The sequence below is a fragment of the Stenotrophomonas maltophilia group sp. msm4 genome (genome assembly GCF_032025605.1).
Taxonomy (GTDB): domain Bacteria; phylum Pseudomonadota; class Gammaproteobacteria; order Xanthomonadales; family Xanthomonadaceae; genus Stenotrophomonas; species Stenotrophomonas sepilia.
In genome coordinates this window covers 22,815-43,855 of the sequence record NZ_JAVSKK010000002.1, presented here as the reverse complement: position 1 = coordinate 43,855, position 21,041 = coordinate 22,815, and the positions used below count along the sequence as shown (strand labels likewise).

Below are 21,041 nucleotides of genomic sequence, written 5' to 3'. Positions count from 1 at the left end.
CACAAGATAGTGGGGGTAATGGGGTCCGTCAACGCCAAATGTAGTGAAATTCGGCAATCCCTTGCGCCGCAAGGATCGTGCCATCGGCGCCCTGATCAGACGCTTCAGACCTGCCGGAACGGGCTGCGCAGTCAAGCCCGAAAGGCGTCACTGCGGTGGCACAACGCACCGCGGAAACGGAACAATGACAGCTTCACATGACAGTGATGAAACTGGCTAGGGACAACCCTGTGGATAGGTGGTGGGCATCCGGTGGACGTCGGGATCACCCGCCAGGCAGCGACGCGAGGCCGCATGTGTCGGCCGGGCCGGAGGAGTGGCCGCAGGGAAACGCCGTTGCGCCCTCCCCCCCGATCATTGCCGGCCAGCGGCCGGCACTACCGGAATTCCGGGGTGGTCGTGCCGGCCATTGGCCGGCAACGCACGCCCTCAGGCCCCCTCACGCCCGGTGCGGGGTGCCCAGGTACTCGGCGCTCTGCATCTCGATCAGGCGCGAGGCGGTGCGCTCGAACGCGCCCTGCAGGCGCTGGCCGGTGTACAGCTCGACCGGCGAGGTGCTGGCGGTGCAGACCAGGTTGACGTGGCGGTCGTACAACTCGTCGATCAGGTTGACGAAGCGGCGCGCGGCATCCTCGTTCAGGCGATCGAAGGCGGGAATGCCGCCCAGCAGCACCGTGTTGAACTCGTGCGCGATCTCGATGTAGTCCGAGGGCCCGCGCGGGCCCTCGCACAGCGCGGCGAAATCGAACCAGGCGATGCTCTTGCCGCGGCCGCGGACCGGAATCTTGCGGCCCTCGATCTCGATGTTGCCGGGCTTGGCCGGTTGGCCGCCGCTCAGTTCGCTCCAGCGCGTGGCCAGCCAGTCGTCGCTGTCGGCGGCCAACGGTGCGCGGTACACCGGCGAGCGGGTCAGCGCGCGCATCCGGTAGTCCTCGGTGCCTTCTGCGTACAGCTCCACGCAGAAGCGCTGCAGCAGGCCGATGGCCGGCAGGAAGCTCTCACGCTGCAGGCCGTTGAGGTACAGGTTCTCCACTGCGGTGTTGGAGGTGGTGACCAGGGTCACGCCCTCGGCGAACAGGCGCTCCAGCAGCCGCGCCAGCAGCATCGCATCGCCGATGTCGGTGACGAAGAACTCGTCCAGCACCAGCACGCGCAGGTTGCTGCGCCATTCCTGGGCGATCTTCGCCAGCGGGTCGCTCTGGCCCTGGTGCTCGCGCAGGCGCTCATGGACGCTGCGCATGAAGCGGTGGAAATGCGTGCGGTACTTCTGCTTGATCGGCAGCCCGTCGTAGAACAGGTCGACCAGGAAGGTCTTGCCGCGGCCGACGCCGCCCCAGAAGTACAGGCCCTTCACCGGCTCGGGCTTCTTCCAGAACGCGGACAGGCGGTCCAGCCAACCGTCCTCGGCACTGTCCAGCAGGCCCAGGTGGATGCGGTCCAGCTCGGCCAGCGCTGCATGCTGGGCCGGGTCGTCCTGCCAGTCACCACGGGCGACCCCTTCCGCGTACCGCTGCGACGGGGTCAGCTCGGTTGCACTCATGCCGCCGCGCCCAGCCAGTGCTTCACGCCGTGGGTCAGCGCGCCGCGCAGGTCGATCAGCTTGCGGTGGAAGAAGTGGCTGGTCTCGGGCATGCGCACCAGCTCATGCGGGAACTCCAGCGTGTCCAGCCACTGGTAGACAGCCTGCGGGTCGACGATCTCGTCCTGCTCGCCCTGGATCACCAGCCAGCGCGCCGGCGGTACGATGCCATCGAAGTCCCAGCGGCCGGCCGGTGGCGCGATCGAGATCAGCGCCTCCGGCTGCAGCGCGGCAGCGGCCCTCAGCGAAACGAACGAACCGAAGCTGAAACCGGCCAGCCACAGCCGGTCGTGCGGGCGCTGGCTGCGCACCCAGGCGGCGACCGCCTTCAGGTCATCCTGCTCGCCCACGCCGCCATCGAAGGTACCGGCCGAAGCGCCGACGCTGCGGAAGTTGAAGCGCACCGTGGCGATGCCCAGCTCGCGCAGGGTGGTGGCGGTCATGGTGACCACCTTGTTGTGCAGGGTACCGCCTTCGGTGGACAGCGGATGGCAGACGATGGCCACGATCGGCTGCACCGGCGCGTCGGCCTTGGGCAGGTCGACGACCACTTCCAGCGGGCCGGCCGGGCCATCCAGTTGGAGACAGGCGGTTTCGCCGGGGGCGACGGGGAACGAGGGCTTGTGCATGGCACCATGATACCGTCCCCCGCCCCTGCCCTGTGCCCGCCCCATGCTCTACCTGTCTTTGGCCGTGATCTGCAGCGTGCTGGTTTCGGGGGTGTTGAAGGTGGCTGGACGCCGCCAGCTGGATGTCTCGCAGATGGTCACCTGGAACTATCTGGTGGCGGCAACGCTCACCGCCGCGGTGCTGCAGCCGCCGCTGGATGCGCTGCGCGCGCCACATGCCCCGTGGCTGTCGTTGCTGGCGCTGGCGGTGGTGCTGCCCTCGATCTTCCTGGTGCTGGGCCGCGCGGTGGCGGTGGCCGGCATCGTGCGCAGCGATGTGGCACAGCGCCTGTCGCTGCTGCTGTCACTGGCTGCCGCCTTCCTGTTCTTCGGCCAGACCGCGACGCCGTGGAAGTTGGTCGGCCTGGCGCTGGGCCTGGTCGCCATGGTGGCGATCAGCCTGCGCCCGCGCGGACCGGCGGTGGCGTCCTCACCCGGTGGCTGGGGCTGGCTGCTGGGGGTATGGGCCGGGTTTGCGGTGGTGGACGTGCTGCTCAAGCAGGTGGCGCTGTCGGGCACGCCGTCGATGGCGGCGGTGCTGGCCAGCTTCAGCGTAGCCTTCGTGCTGATGCTGGCCCTGCAGCTGTGGCGGCATGCGCGTGGCCGCAGCCGGCTGGCCTGGCGGAACCTGGGCGCGGGCGCGCTGCTGGGCCTGCTCAATGGCGGCAACATCCTGTTCTATGTGCATGCGCACCAGTCGATGCCGGACAACCCGGCCACTGTGTTCGCAGGCATGAACATCGGCGTGGTGGTGCTGGGTGCACTGGTGGGCGTGTTTGCCTTCGGCGAAACCACCACGAAGTGGAACCGTGCCGGTTTGGCGCTGGCGGTGCTGGCGATCGGCTTGATCGCCTGGGGGTGAGCATTGGTCGCGGCGTGCCATTTCCGCGCCCGCGGAGGGATGTCACTTTTCTTTTCGCGCGAAAAGAAAAGTGACCAAAAGAAACGCGCCGCCAGCCGCGAGCCGGTGCTGTGCACCGGTACCCTGCGACGCTCGGCTCGCTTGAAGGCGGAATGGAAGATCAAAAGCAACAGCAGGATCCGTGCCGATCAAGGTCGCTCCCAGAGCAGATCCCCGGCGAACCCTATCTGTCGAAGCCCAGCAGCAGCGGGTCGTGGTCGGAGCTGCGCCACGGGCCCTGCACATTGCGGCCCTGGTAGCCGCTGGCGTCCTGCTCGTCGGCGTTGCTGTGCCATTCGGCGGCACCGCGCAGGCGCCTGGCCATGGCCGGGCTCAGCAGCGCGTGGTCGAGGCGGCCGGTGTAGCCGTTGTAGACGTAGCTGTAGGGATGCTCGGCCTTGGCGACCTTGAACGCGTCCTGCCAGCCCAGGTCGTGCAGGGTGCGGATCGGATCTTCCATCGCGTAGGCATTGAAATCGCCGAGCAGTACCGCGTCCTTTGTACCGGTACCGGTCGGATCCGTCTGCAGCCAGGCATGCAGCTGCTGCGCCGAGGCCACGCGGGTGGCGTTCCAGCAGCCCTGGTTGTCGTTGCGATCGGCGTCGGCGCCGCTTGCGTCGCGGCAGCCCTTCGACTTGAAGTGATTGGCCACGACCACGAACGGCGCGCCCTGCTTGCCCTGGAAGGCCTGCGCCAGCGGCACGCGGCTGTGCTCGACGAATGGGCCGCCGGTCAACGTGGCCGGCGTGCCGACCGGCTGCAGGCGTGAGCTGCGGTAGATGATGCCGACCCGGATCGGGTTGTCGCCGGGGCCGTTGCCGGCATCGACGAAGCGCCAGTCGCCCTGCGCACCGCGGTGACGGTTGAGCGCATCGACCAGTTCGGCGATGGCCGACTGCGGGCCGTAGCCGTCGTTCTCCAGCTCCATCAGCGCGGCGACGTCGGCACCCAGCGCGTTGACCGTGGCGACCAGCTTGGCCACCTGCGCCTTGTGCTCGTCCAGCGTGCGGGCGCCGCGCAGGGTCGGGAAGCCGCCGCCCTGGCCGTCACCGTTGAAGAAGTTCTCCAGGTTGAAGGCCGCCACGTGCAGGCTGCCTGGCACCGTCGGCACCGCCGGACGCTTCAGTTCCGGCAGTTTCAGCACACCTTCGACCTGCAGGCGCGGATGGCCCTGCGCGTCCATGCGCACGATGCCCTGCACGTCGCGCAGCTGCATGCCGGTGCGCAGCACCGGGCTGCCCGGCAGGTACGCCACGCTGGCCGGATCGCGGGCATCACGGCCATCTTCCAGCACCAGGCGGCGGCGCTGGTTGTCGGCCATCACCTGCTCATAGCCGGCAGTACCCGGCGCGGCCACTTCGGTCGGCTGCCAGAGGCGACCATCGAAGGCTACGGTGAGCTGGCCGAAGCGCTCCAGGCCGTCGGTACCGGCCAGGGTCAGCGGTGCGGCGATGCGCACCCGCTGGCCATCCAGCGCGCGCCAGTCGGCCGGCGCGGCGGTCAGCACCACGGTGGCGCTGCTGCGCGCGGCGGAGGGTGGCGCGACCGGTGCGGCCTGCGGCTGGGCCTGGGCAAAGGCGCCGGCCGGCAGCAGCAGGGACAGGGCAAGGGCGAGGGAACGGCGGCGCATCAACGGGCGACTCCATGGAAGAGGCGCACAGACTAACCCTGAAATGCGAAACGCCGCCTGCGCAGCGGGGGCATATGAGCGATCAGGCCTCGGTGGGCAAAGCCGGGGGATCGTAGAGCCGAGCCCATGCTCGGCTGCACCTGGCCACACCGCGCGCAGAGCAGCCGAGCGCGGGCTCGGCTCTACAGGAAGCGGCGCGTTGCGGCGGCTATTTCAGGTTGCCCAGCATCCAGTCCACGGTGGCGTGGATCTGCTCCTCGGTCAGGGCCGGGTTGCCGCCCTTGGGCGGCATGATGCCGCCGTCGGGGCCGGTATAGCCCTCGATGGCATGCTTGTAGAGCGTGTCCTTGCCCTGCGCGATGCGCTTGTCCCAGTGCGAATGGTCCAGCGTCGGTGCCATGCCCACGCCGGTGGTGTGGCAGGCGGTGCACAGGTTGTCGAAGATCACCTTGCCATCCTTGGTGCCGCCGTAGGCCACCTGCGACGCGGCCTTGGCCAGCGCGGCGGCCTTGGCGGCAGCCTGCGCGGCGGCGCCGGTGCTGCCGGCATAGACTGCACCGGTGGGCGAGATGCGCTGTTCGGTGCGTTTGGCCGCGGTCGGCGACACCTCGGGCGGAATCCGGGTGTGGATGTAGGCGGCAAGGAGAATGAGGCCGAGGGTGATGGTCGCCAGCAGCGCGATCACCATGGAGAAGCGTTTCAGGAACTCCAGATCGTAATTCCGCACTCTTCGTTACCCCTGGCTGATAGTCGTTGGACCACGGCTGAGCGACTGCGTGATGGGCCGAGTATAGAACGCACTTTGCGTGCGACAACAGGCGTCACTGCTGATGCGGCGCAGCATGCCCACCCGGTAGTGCCGGCCGCTGGCCGGCATCACCCTCCTGCCAGATGGATCGTGCAGAAGCCGGCCAGCGGCCGGCGCTACCGGATTGCCGGGGCGCCGATCGCGCGCAGGCAGAAGCTGCAGATCGCATCCACCAGCGCGTCTTCGTCGCGGTGCGCTTCGCGGCTGGGTGCGGTCGGGCCGACCATCGCTTCGGTGAAGGCACCCACCAGGCAGGCGGCGGCCACATGCGCGTCCTGCGCAGGCAGCTCACCGGCCGACACGCCCTCCTCCACCAGCCGCAGGAACACGTCGCCGAATGCGCGACGACCGCGCATGCGCTCGGCTTCCACATCCGGGTCGACCGGTTCGACGATGAAGGCGTGCGCGAGCCCCGGCCCGGCCAGGGCACGGCGGACGAAGGCGGTGATCGCCAGCCGCAGCCGCTCGCTGGCCGCCTCCGGGCCACTGGCGATCCGCTCCATGATCGCGACCTCGTGGGCCACGGCGGCATTGAGGACTTCCACGAACAGCTCCGCCTTGGATGGGAAATGCCGGTAGATCAGGCCGGTGGACACCCCCGCCTGGGTTGCCACGGCCGTCACCGGGGCATTGCGCCAGCCGCCAGTGGCGACCAGCGCGCGGGTGGCCAGCAGGATCCGTTCTCGGGCGCCCGCCAGGCGTTCTTCCATCAATGCAGAGCGTTTATAGGCCATGTTCTGATTCTAGTTTCAATTTTTGAATTCGTATTCACTTCTTACCCGAACCCCGCTACGCTGGGGCCATCGCCCGTGTAGGTGACGGTCCTGCAGACCGCCGCCCACTCCCCCGCCGGGTGCGTCCATTCCTGCCATCCCGCCGTGGAGCCACCACAATGCACGTGCCATCCCTGAACTTCGATCTTGGCGAAGACATCGACCTGCTGCGCCAGAGCGTGGCCCATTTTGCCGCCGCCGAGGTCGCGCCGCTGGCCGCCGAGGCCGATGCCAGCAACCAGTTCCCGCTGGCCCTGTGGCCGAAGCTGGGCGAACAGGGGCTGCTGGGCCTCACCGTGGAAGAAGCATACGGTGGCACCGGCATGGGCTACCTGGCCCATGTGGTGGCGATGGAAGAGATCTCGCGCGCTTCCGGCGGCATCGGCCTGTCCTATGGCGCGCACTCCAACCTGTGCGTGAACCAGCTGCGCAAGAACGGCAACGAGGAACAGAAGCAGCGCTTCCTGCCCGACCTGTGCAGCGGCGCCAGGGTGGGCGCGCTGGCGATGAGCGAACCGGGCGCCGGTTCGGACGTGGTGTCGATGAAGCTGCGCGCGGACAAGCGCGGCGACCGCTACGTGCTCAACGGCAACAAGATGTGGATCACCAACGGCCCGGATGCCGACGTGCTGGTGGTCTACGCCAAGACCGACATGGAGGCCGGCGCCAAGGGCATCACCGCGTTCCTGGTCGAGAAGGGCATGAAGGGCTTTTCCACCGCGCAGAAGCTGGACAAGCTGGGCATGCGTTCTTCGCCCACCTGCGAGCTGGTGTTCCAGGATTGCGAGATTCCTGAAGAGAACGTGCTGGGCCAGGTTGGCGGTGGCGTGCGCGTGCTGATGTCCGGCCTGGACTACGAGCGCGTGGTGCTGTCCGGTGGCCCGCTGGGCCTGATGGCCGCGGCCATGGACGTGGTGATGCCGTATGTGCACGAGCGCCACCAGTTCGGCGAGCCGATCGGCAGCTTCCAGCTGATCCAGGCCAAGATCGCCGACATGTACGTGGGCCTGGGTGCCTGCCGCGCGTATGTCTATGCCGTGGCACGCGCCTGCGACCAGGGCCGCACCACCCGCCAGGACGCCGCCGGTGCCATCCTGTACGCCGCCGAGAAGGCCACCTGGCTGACTGGCCAGGCGATCCAGATCCTGGGCGGCAACGGCTACATCAACGAATACCCGACCGGCCGCTTGTGGCGCGATGCCAAGCTGTATGAGATCGGCGCCGGCACGTCCGAGATCCGCCGCATGCTGATCGGCCGCGAACTGTTCCAGCGCACCCTGTAAGGCCACTGCGATGACCGTATTGAGCACCCAGCTGCAACCGGGCAGCGAAACGTTTGAAAGCAACCGCGCGGCCATGCAGGCCGTGGTCGACGACCTGCATGCCACCCTCGCCCGCACCGCGCTGGGTGGCAGCGAAGCCGCACGCGCCAAGCACACCGCGCGCGGCAAGCTGCTGGTGCGCGACCGCATCGACGCCCTGCTCGACCCGGGCAGCGCGTTCCTGGAAATCGCGCCGCTGGCCGCGCACGGCATGTACGAAGACACCGTGCCGGCCGCTGGCGTAGTGGCCGGCATCGGCCGCGTCAGTGGCGTGGAATGCGTGATCGTGGCCAACGATGCCACGGTCAAGGGCGGCACCTACTACCCGATGACGGTGAAGAAGCACCTGCGCGCGCAGGAGATCGCCGAGCAGAACCACCTGCCGTGCATCTACCTGGTCGATTCCGGTGGCGCGTTCCTGCCGCTGCAGGACGAAGTCTTTCCCGACCGCGACCATTTCGGCCGCATCTTCTACAACCAGGCCAACCTGTCGGCACAGGGCATTCCGCAGATCGCCTGCGTGATGGGCAGCTGCACCGCTGGTGGTGCCTATGTGCCAGCGATGAGCGACGAGACGGTGATCGTGCGCGAGCAGGGCACGATCTTCCTCGGCGGCCCGCCGCTGGTGAAGGCGGCCACCGGCGAAGTGGTGACGGCCGAGGAACTGGGTGGTGCCGATGTGCACACGCGCATCTCCGGCGTGGCTGACCACATGGCCGACAACGACCTGCAGGCACTGGCACGGGTGCGCGCGATCATCGCCCAGCTCAACTGGCGCAAGCCGGAACCGGCCATGGCGGTGCAGGCGCCCGAGGAACCGCTGCTGCCGGCACACGAACTGTACGGGGTGATCCCGGCCGATACGCGCAAGCCCTACGACGTACGCGAAGTGATCGCGCGGCTGGTCGATGGCTCACGCTTCGACGAATTCAAGCCGCGCTACGGCGCAACGCTGGTCACCGGCTTCGCCCATCTGAACGGCTACCCGATCGGCATCATCGCCAACAACGGCATCCTGTTCTCCGAGTCGGCACTGAAGGGCGCGCACTTCATCGAGCTGTGCACCCAGCGCAACATCCCGCTGGTGTTCCTGCAGAACATCACCGGCTTCATGGTCGGTCGAAAGTACGAACAGGGTGGTATCGCCAAGGACGGGGCCAAGCTGGTGATGGCGGTGGCCTGCGCCAGGGTACCCAAGTTCACCGTGGTGATCGGTGGCTCGTTCGGTGCCGGCAACTACGGCATGTGCGGCCGTGCATACTCGCCGAACTTCCTGTGGATGTGGCCGAACGCGCGCATCGGCGTGATGGGTGGCGAACAGGCCGCCAGCGTGCTGGCCACGGTCAAGCGCGATGGCATCGAGGCCAAGGGCGGCCAGTGGCCGGCAGCGGAGGAAGACGCGTTCAAGGCACCGATCCGCGATCAGTTCGAGCAGCAGGGCCACCCGTACTACGCCAGCGCACGCCTGTGGGACGACGGCGTGATCGATCCGGCCGACACCCGCCGGGTGCTGGCGCTGGCGCTGTCGGCCAGCCTCAACGCCGCCCCGCAGCAGACGCGCTTCGGCGTGTTCCGCATGTAACCCGTGCCATGACCGAGCCTGTTGCCATGTTCACCAAAGTCCTGATCGCCAACCGCGGCGAAATCGCCTGCCGCGTCATCGCCACCTGCCGCCGCCTCGGCATCGCCACCGTGGCGGTGTATTCCGATGCCGACCGCAACGCACGCCACGTACGCCTGGCCGACGAGGCCATCCACATCGGCCCGGCCGCCGCGCGTGAGAGCTACCTGCGCGGCGACGCCCTGCTCGACGCCGCACGCCTGACCGGCGCGCAGGCGATCCACCCCGGTTACGGCTTCCTGTCCGAGAATGCCGACTTCGCCGATGCCTGCGCCGCCGCCGGCGTCACCTTCATCGGGCCGCCGGCCAGCGCGATCCGCGCGATGGGTGACAAGAGCGCGGCCAAGGCGTTGATGGCCAAGGCCGGTGTGCCACTGACGCCGGGCTACCACGGCGACCAGCAGGAGCCGACGTTCCTGCGCGCGCAGGCCGATGCCATCGGCTACCCGGTACTGATCAAGGCCAGCGCCGGTGGCGGTGGCAAGGGCATGCGCAAGGTCGAACGCAGCGAGGACTTCGTCGATGCACTGGCCAGCTGCCAGCGCGAGGCCGCCTCGGCATTCGGCAACGACCATGTGCTGGTCGAGAAGTACGTCGAGCGCCCGCGCCATATCGAGATCCAGGTGTTCGGCGACAGCCACGGTGATGCGGTCTACCTGTTCGAGCGCGATTGCTCGGTGCAGCGCCGCCACCAGAAGGTGCTGGAAGAAGCGCCCGCCCCGGGCATGAGCCCCGAACGTCGTGCGGCGATGGGCAAGGCCGCGGTCGATGCCGCGCGCGCGGTGGGCTACGTCGGCGCCGGAACGGTGGAGTTCATCGCCGGCCCGGACGGCGATTTCTACTTCATGGAGATGAACACCCGCCTGCAGGTCGAGCACCCGGTGACCGAGTACATCACCGGCACCGACCTGGTGGAGTGGCAGCTGCGCGTAGCCTCGGGCCAGCCACTGCCGCTGCGCCAGGAGCAGCTGGCGATCCACGGCCACGCCATCGAGGCGCGGCTGTATGCCGAAGACGCCGACCGTGGTTTCCTGCCGTCCACCGGCCTCCTGCGCCGCCTGCGCCTGCCGGCGCCGTCGACTCATGTGCGCGTGGATACCGGTGTCGAGGAAGGCGACAGCATCACGCCGTACTACGATCCCATGATTGCCAAGCTGATCGTCTGGGACGTGGACCGCGACGCCGCGCTGCGCCGCATGAGCCAAGCCCTGGCCGACTGCCAGGTGGTGGGCGTGACCACCAATGCCGGTTTCCTGCGCCGCCTGGTGAATACCGATTCGTTTACCCACGCCAAGCTGGATACCGCGCTGATCGAGCGCGAGCAGGCCGCATTGGGCCGGGTGGGTGACAGCGATGATGCGCTGTGGCTGCTGGCGGCGGTAGCCGCCGTGGCCACTACTGCAGGTGCAGCCAGCGACGCGCGCGACCCGCATTCGCCGTGGCAGGCGCAGGACGGCTGGCGCCTTGGCGCGCCCGCGCCGCGCGTGCTGCCGCTGCAGCAGGGCGAATGCCGGCACACGCTGAAGGTGTGGGCGCAGGCCGATGGCTGGCGCGTGCAGTGCGATGACGCAGCACCCGTGCAGGTGATCGGCACAGCCGATGTGCGGGGGCTGGCGGTGCAGCTGGGGGGGCGCCGCTGGACACTGCAGCTGCTGCGCGACGGTGACCAGCTGTACCTGTTCGGCGCCGACGGCCAGCACCGTTTCACCCTGCATGATCCGGTGAGCGAATCGGACCACGCCGTGGCCGATGCCGGCAGCCTGCTGGCACCGATGCCCGGGAAGATCGTGGCCACGCTGGTCGCCGCCGGTACCGAGGTCAAGCGCGGCACGCCGCTGGTGGTGTTGGAAGCGATGAAGATGGAGCACACCCTGCAGGCGCCGGCCGACGGCACGGTGAAGGGCTACCGCGCCAAGGCCGGTGACCAGGTCAACGACGGCGCGGTGCTGGTGGACTTCGAAGCGGCGTGAACGCCGGGGCGACGGTCGCTCAGCGGTCGTCGCCCGCCGTCACCCGACCAGCGGGATCGAATTCGGCCGTGTCCAGTGTGGCACTGCGCCAGCCCAGGCCGCAGATGGCCATCGCGCTCTGGCCGATGCCATCGAAGCCGAAGGCACGATCGACATCGGCATCGTTGATGGCTGCGGTGACGAAGGCGGCCAGGCCGCGCTCGGTCGCGCACAGGTACAGCAGCTGCGAGATGTGACCGACATCCAGCGTCACCGCACGGTGCGCCTTGGCGTGGTTGCGGTACTTCCAGAAGCAGCGGTCATAGCGCGGCGCCAGCACCAGCAGCGCCGGCGCATCGGCGAACCACGCCTGCCCGGACAGCATCCGCCGCGCCAGCGCCGGCAGTGCCTGCGGCGGTGGCGAGGGCAGCGGCAGCACGGCGTGCTGCACCGGGTGGTAGTGGTACAGGCCCGGTGCCAGTCCTTCCACGTTCTGCACCAGCAGGAAGCCTTCGGTGGGATGCAGGCCGCCACCGGAAGGCACGTTCTTCTTCAGGAACTCGGTATCGCGCTCGACCTTCTGCACCGCGTGCGCCATCAGCGTGCGCTGCAGCACCTGGGCCAGCAACGGCAGCGGCAACGCGCGCTGCGGGTCGAAATTGCGGCAGGTGGTGCGGCGCGCCAGCAGTGCGTCGAACGCGGCCTCTTCGCTGCGCGGCAGCGGCTGGTAGTCGCCCTGCATGGGCTGCACCACCGGCGGTGGCGGCCCGAGGCGCTGGCGCAGGCCGGCAGCGGTGTCCAACCCCTGCCGGCGCATGTCCTCCACGCTGTCCACGGCCTGCCAGCGTGCATGGCGATGGGCCAGTGCAGCCAGCGGCCACCACTGGCTGCGCCGCAGCGCCTCGTCGCGCAGCTGGTGCCCCACCTCGCTCGGCGGGTCGGTCAGCAGCAGGCCCTGCTCGACCAGGCGGGCCAGCATCGCCGGGGAGGCATCGGCGGGCGGTTCGCTCCAGCGGTGCGCGCTGAGCTCGCCCAGCAGCTGGCGCTCCTCGGCGTCCACCGGCAGCGGCTGGTCCAGATGCGCGGCCAGCGCCACCCAGCTGATCTGGCTGTCCATCTCGGCGTGGCCGGCCAGCATCGCGCGCAGGTCCAGGGTGACCGCCTCGCGGGGCTCGAACATCAGGCTGGCGCAGCGGCGCAGGCGCATCGGTTTCCTTCCTTCTGCCGCACAACCGGCATAGCAGCAACGACCGCGGCGCGGCCAACTTTAGCGATGTGCACAGCGCGGCCCTCAATGGCAGGCTGTCGCGGCCGATACGAGAAACTCCACTTACGGACGATCCCCATGAGCACCCATCCCCGCCTTTCCGCCGCAGACGCCAGCCTCCTGCTGGACCACCTGATCGGCAGCGACGACTTCCGCAGCCACTTCACCGCGTCGCCGGCCAAGGCCCTGGCCTCGATCGGGCTGGACGGTGCCGTTGGCGAGAACGACTGCATGAAGATCGGCACCCTGGCCTCGGTCGAAGAGCTGAGCCAGGTGCGTGACGGGCTGCAGGCCCACCTGTCCGGGTCGGTGGCGGCCATGACCGTGGTGTTCTGCTTCGAAGCCGGCAAGGTCGGCGAGCGCATCGACGGTTGACCCGCCATCAGGGCGCGCCGGCCGTGGCCGGCGATGCCCACATGGACACGTCATGCACGTTCAGTGGTTGCCAGACCTGCATGGCGGTGACCTCGGCAATGGCCTGGCCGCGATGCTGGGACAGCCAGGCCTGCTCGCGGCGTACCGCGGCTTCATTGCCCTGTGCGCGCAGCGCGAGCAGCAGCACGACGTGTGCCTGCACCGGCTCGCTGCCATCGAGCATCGGCTCGATCAGCGCGCGGGCTGCATCGGGCCGCTGCATCTGCAGTTCGTCCATGGCGCTGACGATGCGCAGCCAGCGGTCCGCGACCGGACTGCGCAGGCTGCGCAGCAGGGGCCGCTGCTCGTCCAGCCAGCGCCTGGCCAGTTCGAACTGGCCCTGCCGCTGCGCCAGGTGGACCAGTGCCAGCCATTGCAGGCCACGGGCATGCAGCATGGGATCATCACGCTCCTGCAGCATCGGCTGCAGCAGCGCCGCAATGGCCTGCAGCCCGGCACGGTCAGCGCTCGGGCACAGCGCCGCCACGCTGGCGTGCTGCAGGCGCTGCTGCACCTGCAGGTCGATCAGCGTCGGCGCCGCTGCATCTTCGCGTATCGCCTGCTGCATGGCCGCGCAATCGCGCTGCGCGGCCGCCAGCAACAACTGCGCACGCAGCTTCATCCGCTGCTGCAGGGCATCGCTGCCATGGATCTGCGGTAACAGCTTCGCTGCCTTGGCGTACTGCCCCTGGGCCACCAGCACATCCACACCGGTCTCATCGGCGTCATCACGGCCGCGCAGGACCTGCGCCTGGGCCAGCGTTTCGGCAGCGAGCTGCGGTTGGTTGGCAGCGATCTGTATCCGCACCAGATGGACCAGCGGATACAGCCGCAGCGGATCCTGCGGTACTGCGGCCGCACGCGCATAGGGTTCGGCCTCGCTGAACTGGTTGGCCTGCAGCAGGTACCAGGAGGTGTTGGACAGCCCCGCGAACGAATCCGGATAGACCTTGGCCAGCGTGCGCCATTGCTCCAGCGCCCAGCCACCCGGCTCCAGCTCGGCCATCCAGGCCTTCAGATACAGCCGCTCGCGTGGCGGCAGCCGATCCTGCAGGTCCAGCGCATGCTGCATGGCTTCGCGTGCACGCCGCCCTTCTTCGACGCGCGCATGCAGTTTGGCCACGCCCATGTAGGCCAGGGCGAAACCGGGATCGATATCGATCGCCGCCTGGTACAGGTTGCGCGCCTCCTCGAAGCGCCGCTGGCCCAGTGCACTTTCCGCCAGTGCGAATGCACGCAGTGCGCGCAGATCCTGGGTCGATGCCCGCGGCAGCGGCAACGACTGTTCCAGGCTCGCCACCGATTCGCCCAGTCCGCGACGCAGGCGCCCGACCACGTCGTCCACCGCGAACACCATCTGGTCGGATCGATCCACGGTGGCGGTGAACGTCTGGATCACCTGGCCGCTGCCGGGTGCGGCGACATCGATGGCCAGCTCGTAGCCACCGATCTTCTGCCGCACCGTCGGCAGCAGCACGGCGCGCGCGCCTTCCCGCACCGCCACGTTGGCCGCGGTATCGCGGCTGAGCCGGGTATCGCCCGAGAGCCGCGCCATTTCCAGGCTTTCGCGGATCTTGCCCTCCGACAGCACGTTCACGTAGCGCGATTGCTCCAGCGCGATCCGGATCGCGTGCCGCATCGAGTCGTCGAAGATCGGGTCGCCGGTGAGGTTGTCGACATCACCGAGCACCACCCAGTCGCGCTCGGCGAACGCGATCGCCGGTTCCGGCCGCAGCAGCAGCCAGCCGCCCAGCACCGCCACCGCCAGCACCAGGCCTTCGGCGGCCAGCACCAGCGGCTGCCGCCACAACGGCAGGTCGCGGCGGGCCTTGGCATTGGCACGCGGCATGCGCAGCGGTGCGGAGCCGATCTCGCCCACTTCGATCACTTCCTGTACCACCGGCACGCCCTTGAAGCGCCAGCGCCCGTGCGACTTCCACAACAGGCGCGTGCCGCGCTCGCCCAACGCATCGGTGGCACGGCGGGTCAGCGATTCGGCTACCGCCGACAACAGGATCTGGCCGGGCCGGGCCAGCATCATCAGGCGCGCCGCCATCGGCTTGGCCAGGCCTTCCACTTCCATCGACTTGGCGCCGGCGCGGACTGCCTCGGCACTGTTTTCCCAGGTCAGCACGTCGCCCACATGCAGGCCAGCACGCGCGCGCAGTTCAATCGCACGCTGCTGGCCCAGCGCATGCAGTTCACGCTGGTAGTCCAGGGCGAAGCCCAGGGCATCGATGGCGCGCTCGAACAGCATGAACAGGCCGTCCGAACGATCGATCAGCTGGCCATTCCAGCGGTGCTGCAGCACCAGCACCAGGCGGTCGTGTTCCTGGAACAGGCTCGCCGCCGCCACGTCGCCGATCCGCTCGACCAGCTGCAGCGAATCACACAGATCAGTGAACAGCAGGGCGCGTAGCTGTGGGCTATGCGGGGCTGACGTTCCGTTGTCGCCATTCATCGCCTGCATCTCCCTATTGGCCGTCCGGATCATCCACCCAGCGCAGGCAGTTGCCGCCATCACGCTTGGCCCGGTACAGCGCCCGATCGGCGCTGGCATACCACTCACTCCAGCCCGCGTCGGCATCCAGCAGGCTGGCTCCGATGCTGACCAGGCTTACATGCGGCGTGCCGTGACTGCGCTCGAGCAGGCCGTGCACCGCGCTGAGGATGAACTCGGCAGCGTGCTGCACGATCTCGCGGTTGCCACGGCGCAGCATCAGGCAGAACTCATCGCCGCCAAGCCGGCAGGCCAGATCCTGCTCGCCAGCCATCGAGCGCAGGATGTTGCCCATGCTCTGCAGCACGCGGTCGCCGGCCTGGTGGCCGTGGCGGTCGTTGATCTGCTTGAAGCGGTCGCAGTCGATCAGCAGCAGCGCCTGTGGCGGCCCCTCGGCACGCTCGCGGCACTCCTGCAGGTACAGGGTGAGGCCACGGCGGTTGTGCAGGCCGGTCAGTTCATCGGTACGCACCAGCTCGCGGGTGTGGGTCAGCTGGTGGGTAGTGATGTAGAGGTTGTCCAGCGCGGTTTCCAGATCGTGGTTGCGCCGGCGCAGCTGGCTGATCAGGGCCTGTTCGTTGGCCAGCACGCGCATGATCGTGCGGCGCAGGAAATAGGCCACCAGGCCCGGATTGGATTCGACCAGCCGGTGGAAATCAGCCGGCCCCAGTTCCAGCACATCGCAGTCGACCAGCGCGCGCGCGCTCGCGCTGCGCAGGTGGTCGCCGACCAGCAGGCCCAGTTCTCCGAAGAACTCATGCTGCCCGAGTGTCTTGATCACCAGGTCCTCGCCGAAGTCCAGTTCGATCTGGCCTTCGAGGATCACATACATGCGCTCGCCGCGGTGACCACGCTGGAACAGCCACTGTCCGGCACGGAGCTTGCATGCGCGGGCGAATCTGGCAAACAATGCCACCTCGGCATCTGACAACAGCGCGTGCACGATCTCGGCCATCGCCACCCGGGCGATACCTGTCGTCACATCACTGTTCTCGGCCGCACCCCTGCCGGTCATTCCCTGCACCCGCCGCCAGCGTCCCCTGGTGAGCCGCGGAGCATAGCACCGCTTTAAAGTGTGCGCCCTATCTCATTTTGACCGCTCTGCCGATCTTGATTGATGTGAAGATCGGTGGTGGCCCATTCTGGTCACGGGCGCCCGGGCAAAACCCCTGCTGGATCAATTCGATGCCGGGTTTCACAGGGTTTCGGCCAAGTTGCCGGAACCCGGGGTGCGCCTGATTGACGCTGCCCGCTGGCTGCCCCTTGCATCGATACAACAACGCCGGCAGGTCCCCCGACCGGCCGGCGTTGCCTGGCCCTTCCCTGGCCACCCTGATCGGATTTCCAGGGCCCGGTAGAGCCGGCCGCTGGCCGGTTGCCACGCAGCGCCCGGAGCATCCCGTGATTGCCGGCCAGCGGCCGGCACTACCGGATCACGCGGCGCACCGGATCACGCCGCGCGTTCGCTCCGCCCGCCGTGGAACTGCTCTTCCTCGGTCGAGCCGGTCAGCGCGGTGGTCGACGACTGGCCCTGCTGGATCGCCTGGGTCACCGCATCGAAATAGCCGGTACCGACCTCACGCTGGTGCTTGACCGCAGTGAAACCGCGCTCGGCCGCTTCGAACTCGGCTTCCTGCAGTTCCACGAACGCACTCATCTGGCGGCGTGCGTAGCCGTGGGCCAGATTGAACATGCCGTAGTTCAACGCATGGAACCCTGCCAGGGTGATGAACTGGAACTTGTAGCCGTAGCTGCCCAGTTCGCGCTGGAACTTGGCAATGTTGGCGTCGTCCAGGTTCTTCTTCCAGTTGAAGCTGGGCGAGCAGTTGTAGGCCAGCAGCTTGCCGGGGAACTTCGCATGGATCGCCTCGGCGAATTTCCGTGCAAATTCCAGGTCCGGCTTGCCGGTCTCGCACCACACCAGGTCGGCGTAGGGCGCATAGGCCAGGCCGCGGCTGATCGCCTGGTCCAGGCCGTTTCGGGTCTTGTAGAAGCCTTCGACGGTGCGCTCACCGGTGGTGAACGGCTTGTCGTTGCCGTCAATGTCACTGGTCAGCAGATCCGCAGCTTCGGCATCGGTGCGCGCGACCAGCAGGGTCGGCACGCCCATCACGTCGGCGGCCAGGCGTGCGGCGTTGAGCTTCTCGATCGCCTCGCGGGTCGGCACCAGCACCTTGCCGCCCATGTGCCCGCACTTCTTCACCGAGGCCAGCTGGTCCTCGAAGTGCACGCCGGCGGCGCCGGCCTCGATCATCGCCTTCATCAGTTCAAAGGCGTTGAGTACGCCGCCGAAGCCGGCCTCGGCATCGGCCACGATCGGCTGCAGGAAGTCGATGTCATCCTTGCCTTCGGCGTGATGCAGCTGGTCGGCGCGCAGCAGCGTGTTGTTGATGCGCTTGACCACCGCCGGCACCGAATCAGCCGGGTACAGCGACTGGTCCGGATACATCTGCCCGGCCAGGTTGGCGTCGGCCGCCACCTGCCAACCGGACAGGTAGATCGCCTTCAGGCCGGCCTTGACCTGCTGCATGGCCTGATTGCCGGTCAGTGCACCCAGCGCGTTGACGAACTCGCGCTCGTGCAGTGACGCCCACAGCTTCTCGGCGCCCAGGCGGGCCAGCGAATGCTCGATGTGGACGGTGCCGCGCAGGCGCACCACGTCGGCAGCGCTGTAGTTGCGCTGGATGCCTTCCCAACGCGGGTGGGTATCCCAGTCGTGCTGGATCTGTTCGGCAGTGGGCAGCTTGCTCATGTCTTTCTCCAGTTCGGTTCGTGCGTGCGGCGGGGAGGGAAACGGCGGCAGACGCGGGCGGCAGTCAGTCGATGCGCGCGTAGGCCGGCAGGGTCAGGAAATCGGTCAGTTCGTCGCTGCGGCTCAATTCGCCGAGCAGGGCGATGGCCTCGCTGATGCGTGCGCCACCAGGCAGCGCGGCGGTATCGCCCAGCCGTGCCGGCAGCTGCGCCAAGGTGGAATCCAGCAGGGCCTGGTCGATCGCGGTGCCATCGTCCAGCTGCTGGCCGGGCGTATGCAGCCACTGCCACAACTGGCTGCGGCTGATCTCGGCGGTGGCCGCGTCCTCCATCAGGTGATGGATCGGCACACAGCCGTTGCCATCCAGCCACGCCGCCAGGTAACGCACGCAGACTTCCACGTTGCCTTCGAAGCCGGCACGGGTGATGGTGCCCGGCGGCCGCGCGATCAGTTCATCGCGGCCGACGCGCACGTCCTGGCGCAGCACGCTGTGCTGGTTCGCACCGGGCATGTGTTCGTCGAAGATCGCCATCGCCACCGGAATCAGCGCCGGATGCGCGACCCAGGTGCCGTCGTGGCCGGCGCTGACTTCACGCAGCTTGTCGGCGCGCACGCGGGCCATGGCCTGTTCGTTGGCGGCGGCATCGTTGTTGATCGGAATCTGCGCGGCCATGCCGCCCATCGCATGCGCACCGCGGCGGTGGCAGGTCTGGATCAGCAGTTCCGAATAGGCCTTCAGGAACGGCTGGGTCATGGTCACCTGGCCACGTTCGGGCAGCACGCGGTCGGCGTGGCGGCGGAAGGTCTTCAGGTACGAGAAGATGTAGTCCCAGCGCCCACAGTTCAGGCCGACGATGCGATCACGCAGCGCGTGCAGGATCTCGTCCATCTCGAACACCGCCGGCAGCGTCTCGATCAGCACGGTCACCTTGATCTGGCCGTGCGGCAGGCCGAGCATGCCCTCGATATGGGAGAGCGCGGTCTCCCACAGCGCCGCCTCTTCCATGCTCTGCAGCTTGGGCAGGTAGAAGTACGGGCCACGATCCTTCGCCTGCAGGGTGCGGGCGTTGTGGAAGGCGAACACCGCTGCGTCGAACAGGCCACCGGCGAGGAACTGGCCGTCGATGCGCACGTGCTTCTCGTCCAGGTGCCAGCCACGCGGGCGAACGATCAGCACCGCCTGTTCGTCGTACGGGCGCAGCGTGTAGTGCTTGCCATTGGCGGCGGTGTATTCCAGATCGCCGCGCACCGCCGCAGCCAGCGACTGCTGCCCGGCCAGCAGATTGCGCCAGGTCGGCGAGGTCGAATCCTCGAAGTCGGCCATGAACACCTTGGCGCCCGAGTTCAGCGCGTTGATGACCATCTTCGGGTCGGTCGGGCCGGTGATCTCGACGCGGCGGTCCTGCAGCGCGGCCGGCAGCGGCGCAACGCGCCAGTCGCCGCTGCGGATCGCGGTGGTGTCTTCACGGAAGTCCGGCAGGCCGCCCTGGTCGAAGAACGCCTGGCGCTCGCGGCGGGCCTGCAGCCGTGCCTGCCGGCCCGGTTCCACCGCGCGGTGCAGCGACACCAGCAGGGCCAGCAGCGGCGCCGGCAGCACGGTGTCCTGGCCGGCCACGCGGGTCGCCAGGGCGATGCCGGGGGTGGCCTTGGTGGCGGGGGTGGGAACGGCGGAAGCGACGGCGGACATGGGGCGACTCCAGCGGTGGGGGAACGTCTCCACGGTGCCGCCGGGCCTCAGTATTTGGCAAAACAGTTTTTGCAATGTTTTACATAAGTTGTGCTAATACTCGTTACACGATGAGCACACGCACCGCGCCAAGTCCGCGTTTTTCCTACAAATCCGACCGGCTGAAGCCGCTGCGCGCGTTCTGCCAGACCGTGCGCCTGGGCTCGGTCTCACGGGCGGCTGAGGCACTTTTCGTCAGCCAGCCGGCCATCAGCCTGCAGTTGCAGGCGTTGGAACGGGAGCTGGGGGTGCCATTGTTCGAGCGCAGCGGGCGGCGCCTGGTGCCCAGCCGCGAGGGCCAGCTGCTGTACGAGATGGCACAGCCGCTGGTGGAGAACCTGGACGGGCTGGAGGCGCGCTTCCGCGACAAGGTGCGCGGCCTGGACGCGGGCGAGCTCAACATCGCCGCCAACAGTTCGACCATCCTGTACCTGCTGCCGAAGATCGTCGAACGATTCCGCCTGCACCATCCGGACGTGCGCCTGACCCTGCACAACGCGATCAGCGCCGACGGCACCGACCTGCTGCGCGAGGATGCCGCCGACCTGGCGATCGGTTCGATGACCGATGTGCCGGCCGACCTGACCTACGCCCCGGCCTACCGCTTCGAGCAGGTGCTGATCGCACCGCACGATCATCCGCTGGCCAAGGGCGGCGAGCTGGAGCTGGCTGATATTGCGCGCTATCCGCTGGTGCTGCCGCCGAAGCGGCAGATCACCTACCGGCTGGTGGACCAGGTGTTCCAGCGCCACCGCATCGCCTACACCGTGGCGCTGGAGGTAGGGGGCTGGGAAGTGATCAAGCAGTACGTGGCGATGGGCATGGGCATTTCCATCGTGCCGGCGCTGTGCCTGAACGAGGCCGACCACGAGCGGCTGGCGGCGCGATCGATGAAGCGCTGGTTCCCCGAGCGCAGCTACGGGGTGATCGTGCGCCGGGGCAAGGCGTTGTCGGCGCAGGCGCGGGCGTTCATCGAGCTGATCCAGCCGGAGTTGTTCAGTCCGCGCGATTACGACCAGAGCGGGCATTCGGAGCGGTGAGGGGTGTTCGGCAGGGCTGCGCCCTGCACCTGCCGAATCAACGTCCACGTCAAAAGCAGGCATTGCTTGGAAAGGCGGGGCGCTGTTGGTA

Annotated in this window: 16 protein-coding genes; 6 read left to right on the top strand and 10 right to left on the bottom strand. The window is 68.2% G+C overall.

All coding sequences use genetic code 11. The features are described 5' to 3' along the window. Positions 1-439 precede the first annotated feature (439 nt). Complete coding sequence (gene zapE / locus ROV93_RS09285; RefSeq protein ID WP_061480271.1) at positions 440-1,540, bottom strand: cell division protein ZapE; 1,101 nt, start codon at positions 1,538-1,540, stop codon at positions 440-442. After that, positions 1,537-2,208 (bottom strand): CocE/NonD family hydrolase, encoded by a 672-nt coding sequence (locus tag ROV93_RS09280; protein ID WP_072167311.1) that lies wholly within the window; start codon positions 2,206-2,208, stop codon positions 1,537-1,539. The genes zapE and ROV93_RS09280 overlap by 4 nt, the downstream gene beginning before the upstream one ends. Positions 2,209-2,251: 43 nt before the next feature. Here ROV93_RS09280 and ROV93_RS09275 point away from each other — a divergent pair, with 43 nt between their 5' ends. Further along, complete coding sequence (locus tag ROV93_RS09275; protein ID WP_072167312.1) at positions 2,252-3,109, top strand: hypothetical protein; 858 nt, start codon at positions 2,252-2,254, stop codon at positions 3,107-3,109. A 223-nt stretch (positions 3,110-3,332) separates the two neighbouring features. Here the strand turns inward: ROV93_RS09275 and ROV93_RS09270 are convergent, their stop codons facing one another. The 3 genes from ROV93_RS09270 to ROV93_RS09260 all read right to left on the bottom strand — a co-directional run bounded on the left by ROV93_RS09270 (position 3,333) and on the right by ROV93_RS09260 (position 6,320). Beyond that, a complete protein-coding gene (locus ROV93_RS09270) occupies positions 3,333-4,778 on the bottom strand; it encodes an ExeM/NucH family extracellular endonuclease (RefSeq protein ID WP_072167313.1) in 1,446 nt (481 codons plus the stop codon). 208 nt (positions 4,779-4,986) lie between these two features. Further along, on the bottom strand, positions 4,987-5,505 hold the full coding sequence (locus ROV93_RS09265; protein WP_005407662.1) for a c-type cytochrome: 519 nt from the start codon (positions 5,503-5,505) through the stop codon (positions 4,987-4,989). 197 nt (positions 5,506-5,702) lie between these two features. Then, positions 5,703-6,320, bottom strand: coding sequence for a TetR/AcrR family transcriptional regulator (locus tag ROV93_RS09260; protein WP_072167314.1), 618 nt, complete (start codon positions 6,318-6,320; stop codon positions 5,703-5,705). A gap of 158 nt (positions 6,321-6,478) precedes the next feature. Between ROV93_RS09260 and ROV93_RS09255 the strand changes: the two genes are divergently transcribed. Genes ROV93_RS09255 through ROV93_RS09245 form a run of 3 tightly spaced genes read left to right on the top strand, consistent with a single transcriptional unit; the run spans position 6,479 to position 11,272 of the window. Then, entirely contained in the window at positions 6,479-7,642 is a 1,164-nt protein-coding gene (locus ROV93_RS09255) for an isovaleryl-CoA dehydrogenase (RefSeq protein ID WP_072167315.1), read from the top strand. Between the two features lie 10 nt (positions 7,643-7,652). Continuing rightward, on the top strand, positions 7,653-9,263 hold the full coding sequence (locus ROV93_RS09250; RefSeq protein ID WP_065196009.1) for a carboxyl transferase domain-containing protein: 1,611 nt from the start codon (positions 7,653-7,655) through the stop codon (positions 9,261-9,263). 26 nt (positions 9,264-9,289) lie between these two features. Continuing rightward, positions 9,290-11,272 (top strand): acetyl/propionyl/methylcrotonyl-CoA carboxylase subunit alpha, encoded by a 1,983-nt coding sequence (locus ROV93_RS09245; RefSeq protein ID WP_072167316.1) that lies wholly within the window; start codon positions 9,290-9,292, stop codon positions 11,270-11,272. A 19-nt stretch (positions 11,273-11,291) separates the two neighbouring features. Here the strand turns inward: ROV93_RS09245 and ROV93_RS09240 are convergent, their stop codons facing one another. Continuing rightward, positions 11,292-12,458, bottom strand: coding sequence for a putative peptide maturation dehydrogenase (locus tag ROV93_RS09240; protein WP_005420721.1), 1,167 nt, complete (start codon positions 12,456-12,458; stop codon positions 11,292-11,294). 138 nt (positions 12,459-12,596) lie between these two features. On the opposite strand from ROV93_RS09240, the gene ROV93_RS09235 reads away from it, so the two are divergent. Continuing rightward, entirely contained in the window at positions 12,597-12,893 is a 297-nt protein-coding gene (locus ROV93_RS09235; RefSeq protein WP_072167317.1) for an NHLP-related RiPP peptide, read from the top strand. Between the two features lie 7 nt (positions 12,894-12,900). Here the strand turns inward: ROV93_RS09235 and ROV93_RS09230 are convergent, their stop codons facing one another. The 4 genes from ROV93_RS09230 to aceB form a co-directional block, all read right to left on the bottom strand. Next, positions 12,901-15,393, bottom strand: coding sequence for a putative peptide modification system cyclase (locus ROV93_RS09230; protein WP_255299128.1), 2,493 nt, complete (start codon positions 15,391-15,393; stop codon positions 12,901-12,903). Positions 15,394-15,406: 13 nt separating this feature from the next. After that, entirely contained in the window at positions 15,407-16,447 is a 1,041-nt protein-coding gene (locus tag ROV93_RS09225) for a GGDEF domain-containing protein (protein WP_061480263.1), read from the bottom strand. A gap of 435 nt (positions 16,448-16,882) precedes the next feature. After that, positions 16,883-18,184 carry an isocitrate lyase gene (gene aceA, locus ROV93_RS09220; protein WP_312539499.1) on the bottom strand — a complete coding sequence of 434 codons (1,302 nt, stop codon included), beginning with the start codon at positions 18,182-18,184 and terminating at the stop codon, positions 16,883-16,885. Positions 18,185-18,248: 64 nt separating this feature from the next. Then, on the bottom strand, positions 18,249-19,871 hold the full coding sequence (aceB, locus tag ROV93_RS09215; protein WP_072167320.1) for a malate synthase A: 1,623 nt from the start codon (positions 19,869-19,871) through the stop codon (positions 18,249-18,251). 110 nt (positions 19,872-19,981) lie between these two features. On the opposite strand from aceB, the gene ROV93_RS09210 reads away from it, so the two are divergent. Continuing rightward, positions 19,982-20,950, top strand: a complete 969-nt coding sequence (locus tag ROV93_RS09210; RefSeq protein ID WP_061480260.1) for a LysR family transcriptional regulator — start codon at positions 19,982-19,984, stop codon at positions 20,948-20,950. Positions 20,951-21,041 lie beyond the last annotated feature (91 nt).